This is a genomic window from Pseudomonas sp. TMW22091 (genome assembly GCF_022496705.1).
Taxonomy (GTDB): Bacteria; Pseudomonadota; Gammaproteobacteria; order Pseudomonadales; family Pseudomonadaceae; genus Aquipseudomonas; species Aquipseudomonas saxonica.
The window spans coordinates 562,233-579,235 of sequence record NZ_SCFI01000002.1 but is presented as its reverse complement, the minus strand read 5'-3'; the positions used below and the strand labels follow the sequence as shown (position 1 = coordinate 579,235).

Annotated in this window: 15 protein-coding genes; 12 read left to right on the top strand and 3 right to left on the bottom strand. The window is 56.2% G+C overall.

Annotated features, from left to right (window positions below; all coding sequences use genetic code 11):
* Positions 1–122 precede the first annotated feature (122 nt).
* From EQV93_RS06385 to EQV93_RS06335, 11 genes are all read left to right on the top strand, one after another.
* On the top strand, positions 123–2,873 hold the full coding sequence (locus EQV93_RS06385; RefSeq protein WP_146386073.1) for an LPS-assembly protein LptD: 2,751 nt from the start codon (positions 123–125) through the stop codon (positions 2,871–2,873).
* Positions 2,854–4,188 carry a peptidylprolyl isomerase SurA gene (gene surA / locus EQV93_RS06380; RefSeq protein ID WP_122784169.1) on the top strand — a complete coding sequence of 445 codons (1,335 nt, stop codon included), beginning with the start codon at positions 2,854–2,856 and terminating at the stop codon, positions 4,186–4,188. The genes EQV93_RS06385 and surA overlap by 20 nt, the downstream gene beginning before the upstream one ends.
* Positions 4,185–5,174: a 4-hydroxythreonine-4-phosphate dehydrogenase PdxA gene (pdxA, locus tag EQV93_RS06375; protein WP_240891131.1), complete on the top strand. Its 990-nt coding sequence runs from the start codon at positions 4,185–4,187 to the stop codon at positions 5,172–5,174. Before surA ends, pdxA begins: the two co-directional genes overlap by 4 nt.
* The gene (gene rsmA / locus EQV93_RS06370; RefSeq protein ID WP_146426191.1) at positions 5,171–5,989 is read left to right on the top strand and encodes a 16S rRNA (adenine(1518)-N(6)/adenine(1519)-N(6))-dimethyltransferase RsmA; all 819 of its coding nucleotides are present in this window, start codon (positions 5,171–5,173) and stop codon (positions 5,987–5,989) included. Before pdxA ends, rsmA begins: the two co-directional genes overlap by 4 nt.
* Before the next feature lie 149 nt (positions 5,990–6,138).
* The gene (gene apaG / locus EQV93_RS06365) at positions 6,139–6,519 is read left to right on the top strand and encodes a Co2+/Mg2+ efflux protein ApaG (RefSeq protein ID WP_146386069.1); all 381 of its coding nucleotides are present in this window, start codon (positions 6,139–6,141) and stop codon (positions 6,517–6,519) included.
* The gene (locus EQV93_RS06360; RefSeq protein ID WP_122784165.1) at positions 6,519–7,388 is read left to right on the top strand and encodes a symmetrical bis(5'-nucleosyl)-tetraphosphatase; all 870 of its coding nucleotides are present in this window, start codon (positions 6,519–6,521) and stop codon (positions 7,386–7,388) included. Before apaG ends, EQV93_RS06360 begins: the two co-directional genes overlap by 1 nt.
* A gap of 32 nt (positions 7,389–7,420) precedes the next feature.
* On the top strand, positions 7,421–7,750 hold the full coding sequence (gene glpE / locus EQV93_RS06355) for a thiosulfate sulfurtransferase GlpE (protein WP_146426189.1): 330 nt from the start codon (positions 7,421–7,423) through the stop codon (positions 7,748–7,750).
* 300 nt (positions 7,751–8,050) lie between these two features.
* Complete coding sequence (locus EQV93_RS06350) at positions 8,051–9,973, top strand: PrkA family serine protein kinase (protein WP_240891168.1); 1,923 nt, start codon at positions 8,051–8,053, stop codon at positions 9,971–9,973.
* A gap of 116 nt (positions 9,974–10,089) precedes the next feature.
* Positions 10,090–11,364, top strand: coding sequence for a YeaH/YhbH family protein (locus tag EQV93_RS06345; RefSeq protein WP_146386065.1), 1,275 nt, complete (start codon positions 10,090–10,092; stop codon positions 11,362–11,364).
* Complete coding sequence (locus EQV93_RS06340) at positions 11,361–12,923, top strand: SpoVR family protein (RefSeq protein ID WP_122784162.1); 1,563 nt, start codon at positions 11,361–11,363, stop codon at positions 12,921–12,923. The genes EQV93_RS06345 and EQV93_RS06340 overlap by 4 nt, the downstream gene beginning before the upstream one ends.
* A gap of 61 nt (positions 12,924–12,984) precedes the next feature.
* Entirely contained in the window at positions 12,985–14,238 is a 1,254-nt protein-coding gene (locus EQV93_RS06335) for a multifunctional CCA addition/repair protein (RefSeq protein ID WP_240891130.1), read from the top strand.
* A gap of 104 nt (positions 14,239–14,342) precedes the next feature.
* Here EQV93_RS06335 and folK read toward each other — a convergent pair whose 3' ends face one another.
* Complete coding sequence (gene folK / locus EQV93_RS06330; protein WP_240891128.1) at positions 14,343–14,879, bottom strand: 2-amino-4-hydroxy-6-hydroxymethyldihydropteridine diphosphokinase; 537 nt, start codon at positions 14,877–14,879, stop codon at positions 14,343–14,345.
* The gene (gene folB, locus EQV93_RS06325) at positions 14,870–15,223 is read right to left on the bottom strand and encodes a dihydroneopterin aldolase (protein WP_122784159.1); all 354 of its coding nucleotides are present in this window, start codon (positions 15,221–15,223) and stop codon (positions 14,870–14,872) included. Before folB ends, folK begins: the two co-directional genes overlap by 10 nt.
* Positions 15,224–15,297: 74 nt before the next feature.
* On the opposite strand from folB, the gene plsY reads away from it, so the two are divergent.
* The gene (gene plsY / locus EQV93_RS06320; protein WP_122784158.1) at positions 15,298–15,867 is read left to right on the top strand and encodes a glycerol-3-phosphate 1-O-acyltransferase PlsY; all 570 of its coding nucleotides are present in this window, start codon (positions 15,298–15,300) and stop codon (positions 15,865–15,867) included.
* A 44-nt stretch (positions 15,868–15,911) separates the two neighbouring features.
* Here the strand turns inward: plsY and tsaD are convergent, their stop codons facing one another.
* Complete coding sequence (gene tsaD, locus EQV93_RS06315) at positions 15,912–16,937, bottom strand: tRNA (adenosine(37)-N6)-threonylcarbamoyltransferase complex transferase subunit TsaD (protein ID WP_122784157.1); 1,026 nt, start codon at positions 16,935–16,937, stop codon at positions 15,912–15,914.
* Positions 16,938–17,003: the final 66 nt, after the last annotated feature.

The following is a 17,003-nucleotide window of genomic DNA, read 5'->3' as shown; positions in this document are numbered from 1 at the left end:
CTCCGACGGCGCTAGCCGTCAAGCGGGTCATGCTTTATTATCCAGAATCTTTTCCAGACCATCGATAGGCGTGCGGTCCCCCACCGCGGGCTGATGGCACGCAGGAAGCCCGGACTAATAAGATGGCATTGAAATCCCCCGCGTTTCGTAAAAAATTTCCGTTGCTGGTAACCGGCAGTTTGCTGGCCATGCAACCCCTAGCCATGCCGTTCGCTGTTGCCGAGGAGCAGTATGACTGTTCCGTGTCGGCTTCGGGAGGCTGGGATTGCACGCCGAAAACGACGGCTGCGCAATTACCGCCCCGTCCAGCGCACAGCACTGCTGTGGCCGATGCTACAGGCGAGGTGAGCGAGCAAGAAGCTCCTGTCCCGCTGGTAACGTCAGCCAAGGGCCGTGGCCTGCAGGCACGCAGTGCCGACTACAGCCACCTTGACTGGGTGCCTCGCGACAAGCTCACGCCTGCACAGCTGGCCGAAACCGGGCCTTATTGCTCGGGTTCGTATGTCGAGCCTATTCGTCCGGGCATGAATGACACCACCAGCAAAAGCGACTCGCCGACGTTTGTGGGCGCCAAAGCCTCCCGCTATGAGCAGGAATCGCAGGTTGCAACCCTGGCCGGTGACGTTGTGATGCGTCAGGGCAGCATGCAGGTCGAGGCCGATGAAGCCAGCCTGTATCAGGCAGAAAGCCGCGGCGAACTCAATGGCAACGTCCGTCTACGTGACAACGGTGCACTGATCGTCGGCGATCACGCTGACGTTCAGCTGGACACCGGCGCTGCCAAGGTCGACAACGCCGAGTACATCTTGCACAAGTCGCGCATCCGCGGCAGTGCGCTGTATGCCAAGCGTGCTGAAGACGCCATCATCCGTCTCAAGGACGGTACGTACACCACGTGCGAGCCGAACAGCAATGCCTGGCAGCTCAAAGGCAACAACATCACGTTGAACCCGGCCACCGGTTTCGGTACGGCCACTAACGTGACGTTACGGGTTAAAGACATTCCGGTCTTCTACACCCCGTATATCTATTTCCCGATCGACGATCGCCGCCAGTCCGGTTTCCTGCCGCCGTCTTTCAGCAGCAGCACCGACACCGGCTTTACGCTCGTGACCCCGTACTACTTCAACCTGGCGCCAAACTACGATGCCACGTTGTACCCGCGTTACATGACCAAGCGCGGTCTGTTGATGGAAGGCGAGTTCCGCTACCTGACAGAGTCCAGTGAAGGTCAGTTTGGCGCCGCGTACTTGAACGACGACGAAACCGAACGTAAGGATCAGTCGGATTACACCGACAAGCGCTACATGCTCAACTGGCAGCACAAGGGTGGCCTGGATTCGCGTGTATTGACGGAAGTCGACTACACCAAGGTCAGCGACCCGTACTACTTCCAGGATTTGCAAACCGATCAGATTGGCGTTGAAAACCGCGACTACCTGAACCAGCAAGCGGCCGTCAGCTATCGTGGCGACTCGTACACGGCCAGGCTGAACGTGCACGCCTACCAGTTGTCGACCGTGACCCAGATCACGCCGTACAACCAGATGCCGCAGCTCACCTTCAATGGTGCCCTGCCGTATCACCCGGGTGGCGTGAACTTCAACTACAACACTGAGCTGGTGCGGTTCGAGCGCGATCTGGAAAATGGTGATTACACCAACGAAGATGGCACTGTAGCCCCACGTCTCGACAACAACGTCAGGGGTCTGGCACGCGCCAACGGCACCCGTCTGAATCTGGCACCGTCCATGAGCTTGCCGATGACGGCTAGCTACGGCTATGTGACGCCGACCCTCAAGTACATGTACACCCAGTACGACCTTGACTTGGATAGCAAGGGCAAGAGCACGCTGGCTGCTGGCGACAAATTCGACAGCTCGGTCAACCGTAGCGTCCCTATCGCCAGCGTCGACAGCGGCCTGTACTTTGACCGCAACACCAACTGGTTCGGCACCAACTATCGCCAGACGCTGGAACCGCGTGCGTTCTACCTGTATGTCCCTGAGCGCAATCAGGAAGACATCCCGGTTTTCGACACCAGCGAAAGCACGTTCAGCTACTCCTCGCTGTGGCGCGATAACCGCTTCTCCGGCAGTGACCGTGTAGGCGATGAAAACAAACTGTCGCTGGGCTTGACCAGTCGCTGGATCGAAGACAACGGCTTTGAACGCCAGCGTATCAGCATCGGCCAGGCGTACTACTTCAAGGACCGCAAGGTTCAGTTGCCGGGTATCAGTGCAGATCGCTCGGACTCGACCTCCAGTGTTTCGCCATACGCGCTTGAGTATGCCTACCGCTTTAACCGCGACTGGCGTGCAACTGCCGATTACAACTGGGACCCGGAAACTCACAGCCCGCGTTCTGGCAGCGCGATGATGCACTACCAGCCTGAAGACAATCCGAACAAGATCGTCAACCTCGGCTATCGCTATCGCAACGACCAGGTTCGCTATGACCAGTACACCGGCAAGTGGACCGTGGGCGGTGGCGACTACGGCACCAAAGGCGAGCCGGGTTACATCAAGGATTACTACAAAATCCAGCAGCACGACTTCTCGGTTATCTGGCCGATCGTGCCGCAATGGAGCGCTATCAGCCGCTGGCAGTACGATTACAACCGCAACCGTACCCTGGAAGCCTTTGGTGGTTTCGAGTACGACAACTGCTGCTGGAAACTGCGTCTGATCAGCCGTTATTGGGTCTCCAACGACGAGTACACCCAAGAAGCCCCTCAAAACGAGAAGGGCGATCATGGTCTCTTCCTCCAAGTTGTGCTGAAAGGTCTCGGTGGCGTAGTCGGCACCAAAGTAGAGAGCTTCCTCGACAAAGGCATCCAAGGTTATCGTGAACGTGAAGATCAAGCTTTCTGAGTGTCTGCGCCCGCTATTGCTGGGCGCGTTGTTCCTGGGTACTGCGGCTCACGCCGCGGTACAGCCCCTTGACAAGGTCGTGGCCATCGTCGACAACGACGTGATCATGCAGAGCCAACTCGACCAACGGGTCAAGGAAGTTCAGCAAACCATTGCCAAGCGTGGTCAGGATGTCCCTCCTGCCAGTGTTCTGGATCAGCAGGTACTTGAGCGTCTGATCGTCGAAAACCTGCAATTGCAGATCGGCGAACGCTCTGGCATCCGCATCACGGACGAAGAGCTGAATCAGGCCATCGGTACCATTGCCCAGCGCAACAACATGACCGTTGACCAGTTCCGTCAGGCACTGGCCCACGATGGTCTGTCGTATGAAGACGCGCGTGAGCAGGTGCGCCGCGAAATGATCATCAGCCGTGTGCGCCAGCGCCGAGTGGCTGAGCGCATCCAGGTGACCGATCAGGAAGTGAAGAACTTCCTCAAGTCGCCAATGGGTGCCATGCAGCAGTCCGACGAATACCGTCTGGCCAACATTCTGATTCCAACGCCTGATCGCGCGAGCTCGGAAGATATTCAGGCAGCAGGCAAAAAGGCCGTCGATATCTACAACCAGCTCCAGCAAGGCGCGGACTTCGCCAAACTGGCCATCGCTTACTCCAGCAGCGACAACGCGCTGGAAGGCGGCGACATGGGCTGGCGTAAAGCAGCTCAATTGCCACCGCCGTTCGATGAAGAACTGAGCCGGATGAACGCAGGCGATGTAACCAAGCCTGTCCGTATCCCGACGGGTTTCATCATCCTCAAAGTGAACGAAAAGCGCGGCGGTAACACGGTTGTGACGGACGAAGTTCATGTTCGCCACATTCTGGTCAAACCGAGCGAAATTCGCACCGAAGACGACACCAAGAAGCTGATCGACAAAATCTACGACCGCGTCAAATCGGGTGAAGATTTCGCGACTCTGGCCAAAACTTACTCGGAAGACCCAGGCTCAGCCCTCAACGGCGGCGACCTGGACTGGATCAACCCGCAATCGCTGGTTCCAGAGTTCCGCGAAGTCATGGCAAACACTCCGCAAGGCGTGCTGTCCAAGCCATTCCAGACTCAATACGGCTGGCATGTACTGGAAGTACTCGGTCGTCGCGCAGTCGACAACACCGCCAAAGCCAGCGAGCAGCAAGCCATGAACACCTTGCGTAACCGCAAGTACGATGAAGAGCTGCAAAACTGGCTGCGTCAGATCCGTGACGAAGCCTATGTAGAGATCAAGTTGCCAGGCGCCGACTCGCAAGAGAGCGCTAACCAGGCAGCTCAGTGAAAACACAGCGTTTTGCACTGACACCCGGAGAACCGGCAGGCATAGGTCCCGACCTGTGCCTGCTACTCGCCTCGCAACGCCAGCCGCACCCCCTGATTGCCATCACCAGCCGCGACCTGCTCCTTGAGCGGGCTGCGCAACTGGGTGTGTCGGTCAGTCTGCTGGCGGTCAAGCCCGCTGACTGGCCTGATGAGCCTGCACCGGCCGGTAGCCTGTATGTATGGGATACCCCACTTCACGCCCCGGTCATCGCAGGCACGCTGGACAAGGCCAATGCAGCCTTTGTACTGCAAACCTTGACCCGTGCCGCACGTGGCTGTGTCGAAGGCGATTTCGCAGGCATGATCACCGCGCCTGTCCATAAAGGCGTGATCAATGAAGCCGGGATTCCGTTCTCCGGCCACACTGAATTTCTTGCAGACCTGACTCAGACCGAGCAAGTCGTGATGATGCTCGCCACGCGAGGACTGCGCGTGGCGTTGGTCACCACTCACCTGCCCCTGCGTCAGGTCAGCGATGCTATAACCCCCGAACGCCTGATGCGGGTCACCCGCATTCTGCACGCGGATCTACAACAAAAATTCGGTATTGCCCAGCCGCGTATTCTGGTCTGCGGGCTCAACCCCCACGCCGGTGAAGGCGGCCATTTGGGCCATGAAGAAATCGACATCATTGAACCTACACTTGAGCGCCTGCGCAGCGAGGGCATGGATTTGCATGGCCCGCTGCCTGCCGACACTCTGTTTACCCCAAAATATCTGGAACACTGCGATGCAGTGCTGGCGATGTACCACGACCAAGGCCTGCCCGTGTTGAAATACAAAGGCTTTGGTGCCGCCGTTAACATCACGCTGGGCTTGCCGATCATCCGCACGTCTGTCGACCACGGCACAGCCCTGGATCTGGCGGGCAGCGGCAAAATCGATACCGGCAGCCTGCAAGTCGCGCTGGAAACCGCCTACCAGATGTCCGAGACCCGTTTATGACTGAGCAATTCCAACACAAAGCGCGCAAACGCTTTGGTCAAAACTTCCTGCACGATGCAGGCGTAATTGACCGCATTTTGCGTTCCATCAACGCCAAAGCGGGTGATCGCCTGCTGGAAATCGGCCCGGGCCAGGGTGCCTTGACCAAAGGTATTCTGAACAGCGGCGGCCAGCTCGATGTTGTTGAACTCGACAAAGACCTGATTCCAATCCTCAACCAGCAGTTCGCGGGCATGAGCAACTTCACGCTGCATCAAGGCGATGCCCTGAAGTTTGACTTCAAAAGCCTCAACGCCGCGCCCCGCACGCTGCGCGTAGTCGGCAACCTGCCCTACAACATCTCCACGCCGCTGATTTTTCATCTGCTGAAAAATGCCGATCTGATTCGTGACATGCACTTCATGCTGCAAAAAGAAGTGGTTGAGCGCATGGCAGCAGGCCCTGGCGGTGGAGACTGGGGCCGCCTGTCGATCATGGTTCAGTACCACTGTCGCGTCGAACACCTGTTCAACGTTGGCCCGGGTGCGTTCAATCCGCCGCCAAAAGTCGACTCGGCGATTGTCCGTCTAGTGCCGCACGAAACCCTGCCTCATCCAGCCAAAGATCATCGCCTGCTGGAACGCGTCGTTCGCGAAGCCTTCAACCAGCGTCGCAAAACCCTGCGCAACACGCTCAAAGCCCTGCTCAGCAACGATGAAATCGAAGCCGCTGGCGTCGATGGCAGCAAGCGTCCAGAACAACTCGACTTGGCCGCCTTCGTGCGCCTGGCCGACAAACTCAGCGAACAACCCGTCCCAGCGCCCGCTGCCGACTGATCGCCGAGCACCCTAGCGGTACCAGCCTAAGGTCTGTTCCCGTTTCATTGCAGCAGCGACGCGCATTGCAATGAAACGGGAACAGACCCTAGACTCAGGCATCAGTTAAATCCCGAACTGTGTCTTCGCTTTCAAGTAAGGCCTCTCGCATGTCCGATCCCCGCTATCAGATCGACGTCAGCGTCGTCACGCGTTACCTGTCAGAACAGTCCCAGCCAGACCAACAGCGCTTCGCCTTTGCCTATACCGTCACGGTGCAGAACAATGGCTCGCTTCCCGCACAATTGCTTTCCCGCCACTGGGTAATTACAGACGGCGACGGTCATGTGGAAGAAGTCCGCGGTGCTGGTGTTATCGGTCAACAACCTCTGATCGCCGCAGGTCAGCAGCATGTCTATAGCAGCGGCTCGGTCATCGGCACTCGTGTCGGCAATATGCAAGGCAGCTTTCTCATGCGCGCCGAAGACGGAGAGCAGTTCAAGGCGCTTATTGCGCCTTTCCGCCTTGCGATGCCCGGAGCCCTGCACTGATGGCGGTCTATGCTGTTGGCGACCTGCAAGGCTGCCTGCAACCGCTCAAATGCCTATTGGCGCGCGTAGCGTTTGACCCTGCCAAAGACACACTCTGGCTAGTGGGTGATCTGGTCAATCGTGGCCCGCAATCACTGGAAACCCTGCGTTTCCTGTATCAAATGCGCGAATCGCTCGTGTGTGTGCTGGGCAATCATGACCTGCATCTTCTGGCCGTGAGACACAATGTCGAACGCCTGAAAAAAGGCGACACCCTGCGCGAAATCCTGCAGGCACCCGACTGCGACCCACTGCTGGACTGGCTGCGCCAGCAACCCTTGCTGCATTACGATGTGGCACGTAATACCGCTCTGGTGCATGCCGGAATTCCGCCGCAGTGGTCGTTGAAAAAAGCCCTCAAATACGCCAACGAAGTCGAACAAGCGCTGCGCGACGATAACCTGTTAGGGCCATTTCTAGACGGCATGTACGGCAACGAGCCGGCAAAATGGGATAACGACCTCAGCGGGGTCACACGCCTGCGAGTTATTACCAACTATTTCACACGCATGCGTTTTTGCACCCGCGATGGCAAACTCGACCTCAAAAGCAAAGAAGGTGTCGGCACTGCACCGCCTGGCTATGCACCGTGGTTCAGTTACAAAGAACGTAAAACTCAAGACCTCAAAATCATTTTCGGGCATTGGGCTGCACTGGAGGGCAACTGCAAGGAGCCCGGGATTTTCGCACTCGATACCGGTTGTGTCTGGGGTGGCTCCATGACCCTGCTCAACGTCGACACTGGCCAGAAACTGAGTTGCGATTGCGATGACCTCGGCCTTGCCAATACGTTGCCCACCCCACCCTCTCTCCCCTTGGGCGCCGGCTAAGCCCGCCCGCTGTCAGGCTACAGGAACTCTACATGAACGAATTCAAACGCATCCCGCCTCAAGAAGCCCAAGCCCTGCGCGAGCAAGGTGCTGTTGTGGTGGATATCCGTGACCCACAGGCTTTCGCCGCCGGGCATATCAGTGGTGCCAAACACCTCGACAACCACTCCCTGCATGATTTCATTGCCAAAGCCGATCTGGACCAGCCACTGATCGTTGCCTGCTATCACGGCAATTCAAGCCAAAGTGCTGCGGCGTACCTGATCAGTCAGGGCTTTAGCGATGTCTATAGCCTCGATGGCGGATTCGAACTATGGCGTGCAACTTATCCACAAGAAACGGCCCAGGATTCAGCCGAGTAAAATTTTTATTAACGCCAAGCCCGCGTGATCAGTGGGCTTGCGCCATGCCTGACCAACGGTCAAGCCCAACAAATCACGCATCTCCCCTTGACCTCTCCAATTACCAACTATCCTTTACCTCAGGCCATCCAAATCTGGGGAGAGCCGGTACACCGGTGAGTGGATTATCAGTAGTAATTTCAACGGGTTAGACCCATTGATGGTGTCCTGGGGGGTACACAGCAACTGCAATGTTGCTGCATGCCAGCACTCGAGCTGACCGATCAATCGCCGACTCCACGTATCGAGCGAGGTGACGTCATGAGTATTTTTAGCCACTTCCAACAACGCTTTGAATCCACACGCCAGGAAGAGCTCACGCTCCAGGAATACCTTGAGCTGTGCAAAAACGATAAAAGCGCTTACGCCTCAGCCGCTGAAAGGCTGCTGCTGGCCATTGGTGAACCGGAACTGCTGGACACTTCGACCAACTCTCGCTTGTCGCGAATCTTCTCCAACAAAGTGATTCGCCGTTATCCGGCCTTTGAAGACTTCCACGGGATGGAAGAATGCATTGACCAGATTGTTTCTTATTTCCGCCATGCTGCGCAGGGCCTGGAAGAGAAGAAACAAATTCTCTATCTGCTGGGCCCGGTGGGCGGCGGTAAATCATCACTGGCCGAGAAACTGAAACAACTGATCGAGAAAGTGCCCTTCTATGCGATCAAAGGCTCACCCGTCTTCGAATCGCCACTGGGCTTGTTCAATGCCACTGAAGACAGCGCCATTCTCGAAGAAGACTTCGGTATTCCAAAACGCTACCTGAGCACCATCATGTCTCCGTGGGCGACCAAACGGCTGGCAGAGTTTGGCGGCGATATCAGCCAATTTCGCGTGGTCAAACTCTACCCCTCGATTCTTAACCAGATCGGCGTCGCCAAAACCGAACCCGGTGACGAAAACAACCAGGACATTTCAGCCCTGGTCGGTAAGGTTGATATTCGCAAGCTCGAAGAATTCCCGCAGAACGACGCCGATGCCTATAGCTACTCGGGTGCTCTGTGCCGGGCCAACCAAGGCCTGATGGAATTCGTGGAGATGTTCAAGGCGCCTATCAAAGTATTGCACCCGCTGCTGACCGCTACCCAAGAGGGTAACTACAACAGTACCGAAGGCTTGGGCGCGATTCCGTTTACCGGCATCCTGCTCGCCCACTCCAACGAATCGGAGTGGCACACCTTCCGTAACAACAAGAACAACGAAGCGTTTATCGACCGGATCTACATCGTCAAAGTGCCGTATTGCCTGCGCGTCAGCGATGAAATCAAAATCTACGACAAACTGTTGTTCAACAGCTCGCTGGCCAAAGCCCATTGCGCGCCCGACACCCTGAAGATGCTTGCGCAGTTCACGGTCCTGTCACGCCTCAAGGAGCCGGAAAACTCCAACATCTACTCCAAGATGCGGGTTTACGATGGCGAAAACCTCAAAGACACCGACCCGAAAGCCAAATCGATTCAGGAATACCGCGACAGTGCGGGCGTCGACGAAGGCATGAACGGCCTTTCAACCCGTTTCGCCTTCAAAATCCTGTCCAAAGTGTTCAACTTCGACCCTCACGAAATTGCAGCCAACCCGGTGCACCTGCTTTACGTGCTGGAACAACAGATCGAGCAAGAACAATTCCAGCCTGAAACCCGCGAACGTTACTTGCGCTTCCTGAAGGAATACCTGGCCCCGCGTTATATCGAGTTTATCGGCAAGGAAATCCAGACTGCTTACTTGGAGTCGTACAGCGAGTACGGGCAGAACATCTTCGACCGCTATGTGCTGTACGCAGACTTCTGGATTCAGGATCAGGAATATCGCGACCCGGAAACCGGAGAAATCCTCAACCGCGTAGCCCTCAACGAGGAGCTCGAAAAAATCGAAAAACCGGCTGGCATCAGCAACCCGAAAGATTTCCGTAACGAAATCGTCAACTTCGTGCTGCGTGCTCGCGCCAACAACAACGGCAAAAATCCGACCTGGCTCAGCTACGAAAAACTGCGGGTGGTCATCGAGAAGAAAATGTTCTCCAACACCGAAGACCTGCTGCCGGTCATCAGCTTCAATGCCAAAGCGAGCAAAGAGGATCAGCAAAAGCACAACGACTTCGTGACCCGAATGGTCGAACGGGGTTACACCGACAAACAAGTACGACTGCTCTCCGAGTGGTACCTGCGGGTCAGGAAATCGCAATAAAAGCAGCAGCAAGCTCCTAGCTTCAAGCTGCAAGAGAACAGCGCAAACCCGGGTACCCGGAAACCGCTTCTACTTGCAGCTTGCAGCTCACCCCTTGAAGCTGCCCGGAGGGCCCCATGAGCTATGTAATAGACCGACGCCTGAATGGCAAGAACAAGAGCACGGTAAACCGTCAGCGCTTTCTGCGGCGCTACCGTGACCATATTAAAAAGGCCGTTGAAGAGGCCGTAGGTCGCCGGTCCATTACCGACATGGAACATGGCGAACAAATCAGCATTCCTGGGCGGGATATTGACGAGCCCGTGCTTCATCACGGCCGCGGCGGCAAACAAACCGTGGTACACCCCGGCAACAAGGAATTTACCAGCGGCGAACATATCCAGCGCCCACAAGGCGGCGCCGGCGGGGGCGGTGGACCTGGTAAAGCAGGCAATTCCGGCGAGGGCATGGATGAGTTCGTGTTTCAGATCACCCAGGAAGAATTCCTGGAATTCATGTTTGAGGATCTGGAACTGCCGAACCTGGTCAAACGCCACCTCACCGGCACAGACACCTTCAAAACCGTGCGCGCGGGCATCAGCAACGAAGGCAACCCGTCACGCATCAACATCATTCGCACACTGCGTTCAGCCCACGCGCGCCGCATTGCCTTGTCCGGTAGTAGCCGGGCCAAACTCAAGGAAGCCAAAGCCGAACTGGAGAGACTCAAACGCGATGAGCCCGACAATTTTGGCGATATAAAAGATATCGAGAGCGAGATCGAGAAGCTCAGCGCACGTATCCATCGCGTTCCGTTTCTAGACACCTTTGACCTCAAGTACAACCTGCTGGTCAAACAACCCAACCCCAGCTCAAAAGCAGTCATGTTTTGCCTGATGGACGTTTCAGGCTCCATGACTCAGGCCACCAAAGACATCGCCAAACGCTTTTTCATCCTGCTGTACCTGTTCTTGAAGCGCAATTACGACAAGATTGATGTCGTGTTCATTCGCCATCACACCAGCGCCCGTGAAGTCGATGAAGAAGAGTTTTTCTACTCAAGGGAGACCGGCGGCACCATTGTTTCCAGCGCCCTGAAACTGATGCAGGAAATCATGGCCGAACGCTACCCCACCAATGAATGGAACATTTACGCCGCCCAGGCTTCGGACGGTGATAACTGGAACGACGACTCACCCATTTGCCGTGACATTCTGATCAATCAAATCATGCCGTTCGTGCAGTACTACACTTATGTAGAAATAACCCCACGCGAACATCAGGCTCTCTGGTACGAATACGAACGCATCAGCGATGCGTTTTCCGACACCTTCGCACAACAGCAACTGGTCTCGGCCGGCGATATTTATCCGGTCTTCCGTGAACTCTTCCAGCGCAGGTTAGTGACATGACCGCCAAAGAGAATAAACGCCAGCCCCTGTCCACCGGCTCAGAGTGGACCTTTGAACTGATCCAGGCCTATGACCGGGAAATCGGTCGCCTGGCCGAGCGCTATGCGCTCGATACCTACCCCAACCAGATCGAGGTCATCACTGCAGAACAAATGATGGATGCCTATGCCTCTGTGGGTATGCCTCTGGGCTATCACCATTGGTCCTACGGCAAACATTTCTTGAGTACCGAGAAATCCTACAGCCGCGGCCAAATGGGACTGGCTTACGAGATCGTCATCAACTCCGATCCTTGCATTGCCTACCTGATGGAAGAAAACACCATTTGCATGCAGGCACTGGTAGTGGCCCATGCATGCTATGGGCATAACAGCTTCTTCAAGGGCAATTACCTGTTCCGAACCTGGACAGATGCCAGTTCGATCATCGATTACCTGGTATTCGCCAAGCAGTACATCATGCAATGCGAAGAGCGCCACGGCATTGATGCGGTCGAAGACCTGCTCGACTCGTGCCACGCGCTCATGAACTACGGGGTCGACCGCTACAAGCGCCCCTATCCGATTTCAGCTGAAGAGGAGCGTCGCCGGCAGAAGGATCGTGAAGAGCACCTGCAAAAGCAAATCAACGATCTGTGGCGAACTATCCCCAAAAGCGCTGACAAGTTCAGCGAAAAGGACAACATGCGTTTTCCTGAAGAACCCCAGGAAAACATTCTGTATTTTATTGAGAAACACGCCCCGCTGCTGGAACCGTGGCAGCGCGAAGTCGTGCGCATCGTGCGCAAAATTGCCCAGTATTTCTATCCACAGCGACAAACCCAAGTGATGAACGAGGGCTGGGCCACGTTCTGGCACTACACCTTAATGAACGACCTCTATAACGAAGGCCTGGTGACAGAAGGCTTCATGATGGAGTTCCTGATTTCCCACACCAGCGTAGTCTTTCAACCGGGCTTTGACAGCCCGTACTACAGCGGCATAAACCCCTATGCGCTGGGGTTTGCCATGTATTGCGACATTCGCCGCATTTGCGAAAACCCCACCGAAGAGGACCGCCGCTGGTTCCCCGACATGGCGGGTAGCGACTGGCTGTCGAGCATCAAATTCGCCATGAGCAGCTTTAAGGATGAAAGCTTTATCCTGCAATACCTGTCACCCAAGGTGATCCGCGACCTGAAATTGTTCAGCATCATGGATGACGATCAAAAGGACGACCTTCTGGTGCCGGCCATTCACGATGAGAACGGCTACCGGATTATTCGTGAAACATTGGCCGCCCAGTACAACCTGGGCAATCGGGAACCCAATATACAAATCTGGAGCATTGACCGGCGCGGAGACCGTTCATTGACCTTGCGTCACCAACAACATGATCGCAAACCCTTGGGCGAATCGACCGACGAAGTCCTCAAACACCTGCACCGCCTGTGGGGTTTTGATATTCATCTCGAAACGGTACAAGGCGATCAAGTCATGAAAGTCCACCATGTGCCCCCTAAAGGAGACGCTGGCATCGGAGATTATGGCCGTCTGGATATGAGCGCTATTCACCTGTAACACACGGAGCCTCCGTTAACGGCGTACAGGGGCTATCCTGTGCCGCTAACGGAGGTTTTTTATGCAGATTTATAAAGTTGGCGGCGCAGTACGTGATCGCTTGCTGGGCAAACCCGTAACAGACATTGACCGGGTCGTCGTAGGCGCAACCGCCGAGCAGATGCTGGCCCAAGGGTATCGCCCTGTAGGCACTGACTTCCCGGTGTTCCTTCACCCTAAAACAGGTGAAGAATACGCACTGGCGCGTACTGAAAGAAAAAGCGGGCGCGGCTATGGTGGATTTGTTTTCCACGCCAGTCCCGACGTTACGCTGGAGCAAGACCTGATACGTCGAGACCTGACCATCAACGCAATGGCCGAGGACGACGCGGGCAATGTCATTGATCCTTACCACGGCCTGCGCGATCTTGAAGATCGAGTTTTACGCCATGTTTCTCCGGCATTTGCCGAGGATCCCTTGCGAGTGCTGCGGGTGGCCCGTTTTGCGGCCCGCTATGCCGGTCTTGGCTTCAGCATCGCACCTGAAACCCTGGAACTGATGCGCCAACTGTCGCGCTCAGGCGAACTGCATGCACTGACCCCAGAGCGCTGCTGGAAAGAAATCTCCCGAGCCTTGATGGAAGATCAACCTCAGGTATTTATTGAAGTTTTGCGTCGCTGTGAGGCGCTCGAAGTGTTGTTGCCTGAGGTCAATGCTCTCTTTGGCGTGCCGCAACCACCGGCACATCACCCCGAAATCGACAGCGGCCTTCATACCCTCAGCGTGCTCGAGCAGGCGGCCTTGCACCGTCAACCCCTCACTGTGCGATGGGCTTGCCTGCTGCACGATCTGGGCAAAGGATTGACACCCGAGGACCAATGGCCCCGGCATATTGCCCACGAACATAAAGGGTTGCGGCTGATCACTGCAGTCAATGAGCGCTACAAAGTGCCGCGTGACTGTCAGGAGCTGGCGCTATTGGTGGGCGAATACCACACCCATGGTCATCGCGCTCTGGAACTCAAGGCGTCAACACTGCTGGAACTGCTTCAACGTTTTGATGTGTACCGTCGGCCACAGCGCTTTGAAGAGTTTATTGTGGCGTGCGAAATGGACGCCAAAGGACGTCTGGGGATGGAAAACCGGCCTTATCCGCAGGCTGATTACCTGCGCGGTGCGGCACGGGCCGCTCAGGCCGTGGCAGTTCAGCCGCTGCTGGAGCAAGGATTCAAAGGCCCACAGCTGGGTGAAGCGCTGAAGCATGAACGACTGAAAGCACTGCAAACCTACAAAGAGACCGCAAAAGCTCAGGCGGGAGTGCCCCATTCCTCGTAATCGCTGACAAAAGCTGCGATCGAGTGCCAAACGGTCGCTAAATAGGGCACCACTTCGTGTCGCTTCTGCGAGCCCTGGTCGTCGATCGCAGCCTTCGTACTTCGTCAGCGGCTATGCTTCGTCGACAGCATCGAGCCTGGCGTCAACTGCTCGCCCCGCCATTCAAAAGCGGCTGGCGCAAGTACTTGGTCTATCTGGGCCTCTGCCCAAATCTGGGCCAGGGGCTTACCCTCAACCGGATGAATCTTTTCGGGTGCGATCAATGCCAGTGGCCACAATACAAAAGCGTTGGTCAGTATCTCTGCCCGGGGCAAGGTCAACCCATCAAAATTACCGACCAGATCGCCGTAAAAAAGCACGTCGATATCCAGCGGCAAACCTTTGCGATCCTGGGCATAACGCCCATTATCTGCCTCGATCAGCTTCAAACGTCGACTAAGCTCAAGCAATGGCAAATCAGTTTTGGCCGCCACCACCAAATTGAAAAAAGGCCCGCTTTTGATACCCACAGGCTGACTTTCGAACACCGGCGAACAGCGCATGTCCTGCAAAAAACCAGCAAGTGCATCAAGCCCTGCGCATAGATTTTTTTCACGCTCGACATTGCTGCCCAGGCCAAGGTAAACCTGAGTTAGCGACATCCGCGCTCAATCTCCACACCCACACCTGAAGCCGCTGCAACTGCACCCGGCTTGGTCAATTTAAGGCGCAACCACGGAATATTGAATTCGCTCATCAATACCTCAGCCAAACGCTCGGCAAAGGTTTCAACCAACTGAAATTGCGCCTCTTCGGCAAACACCTGAATACGCGTGGAAACACTGGCGTAATCCAGGGCAAGCGTCAGGTCATCACCAGCCGCAGCGGGGCGGTTATCCCACGCAAAACTCAGATCAAGCCGCAGGCATTGGCGGATGCCACGCTCCCAGTCATAAGCACCAATCACGGTGTCAACTTCCAGGCCTTCGATAAACACTCTGTCCAAGCACTCTTCTCCGCAGCACGACAAGGGCGCAATGCGCCGTTAGAATCAGGGCATCCTCGCCCGGAATAGTTAGCATGTTTTGGTTACTGGCGATCCTCGCCTACCTGCTTGGCTCTCTGTCCTTCGCCATTTTGCTCAGCCGCCTGACGGGCAGTCCCGACCCGCGAATGAGCGGCTCAGGCAATGCCGGCGCGACCAACATGTTGCGTCTGGCCGGCAAAAAACTCGCCATCCTGACCTTGCTGGGCGACCTGTGCAAAGGCCTGTTCCCCGTCCTGTTGGCCAGCCAGCTCGGGCTTTCAATGCAGCAACAAGCCTGGATCGGTACCTGCGCCGTGGTGGGCCACATGTACCCGCTGTACTTCCGCTTTCGTGGAGGCAAGGGGGTCGCCACTGCTGCCGGCATGTTGCTGGGGCTTTACCCGCCAGCGGCATTAATGGCTGTCACCGCATGGCTACTGACCTTCCAGCTGACCCGCACCAGTTCACTGGCGGCACTGATTGCCACCCCGCTGACCCTGCCCTTGTTCGCCTGGCTAGCACCCACAGCCCTGCTACCCATGAGCGCGTTGACGGCACTGATCGTGTGGCGACATCGCAGTAATTTACGCGACCTTATGGCTGGGCGCGAACGGCATTTCTGAATCAGACAGATGAAAAATACCCAGCTTCATCTGCCCACCCTGACTCACAAAGGCTTCAACTGCTCCATCGGCCAGCGCGCCTGTACGCTGATCGCCAGACTTTCGTGCTGTCCCGCCTGCAAGCGCTGACAACCGGCAAACGCAATCATGGCACCGTTATCCGTGCAGAACTCCGGGCGAGCGTAGTAAACATGCCCATTCATGCCACCGAGCATTTTTTCGAGTGATTCGCGCAACGCCTTGTTTGCACTCACTCCGCCCGCAATCACCAGACGCTGCATGCCAGCTTGCTTCAATGCGCGCTTGCACTTGATGGTCAGCGTCTCGACCACCGCTTGCTGGAAAGCCAGGGCGATGTCACAGCGAGCCTGATCAAGATCATCGCCCGCCGCGACACAGCGCTGCCACGTATTCAAGGCGAAGGTTTTAAGACCGCTGAAGCTGAATGCCAGCCCTGGACGATCTGTCATTGGCTTGGGGAACACAAATCGCCCCGCAACACCCTGAGACGCCAGACGCGCGATCTCTGGCCCGCCCGGATAGTTTAGCCCCATCATCTTGGCTGTTTTGTCGAACGCCTCCCCGGCAGCATCATCGAGGGTTTCACCGAGCAACTCATATCGGCCAATACCGTCAACACGCACCAACTGGGTATGACCACCCGATACCAACAAAGCGACGAACGGAAACTCCGGCGGCAGCTCTTCCAGCATCGGAGCCAGCAAGTGGCCTTCCATGTGGTGTACGCCAAGGGCCGGAATACCCCAGGCAAAAGCCAGCGCCTGAGCGCAAGAGGCCCCAACCAGAAGGGCCCCGACCAATCCAGGACCTGCTGTGTAAGCGATGGCGTCAATCTCTGTAGGCACACAATCGGCCTCAGCAAGAACCTGACGAATCAAAGGCAGCATGCGACGCACATGATCGCGTGAGGCAAGCTCGGGAACGACACCGCCATAAGCGCGGTGCAGATCAATCTGACTGAACAGTGCATCGGCCAAAAGCCCGCGTTCACTGTCGTAGAGCGCGACGCCGGTTTCGTCGCAGGAAGTTTCTAATCCCAGTACTAGCATGGGTTTACGCCTTGTAGAGGCTAAATTCGAAGGCGCGCATAATAGTCGCCACTCCCGCCCCCGGCT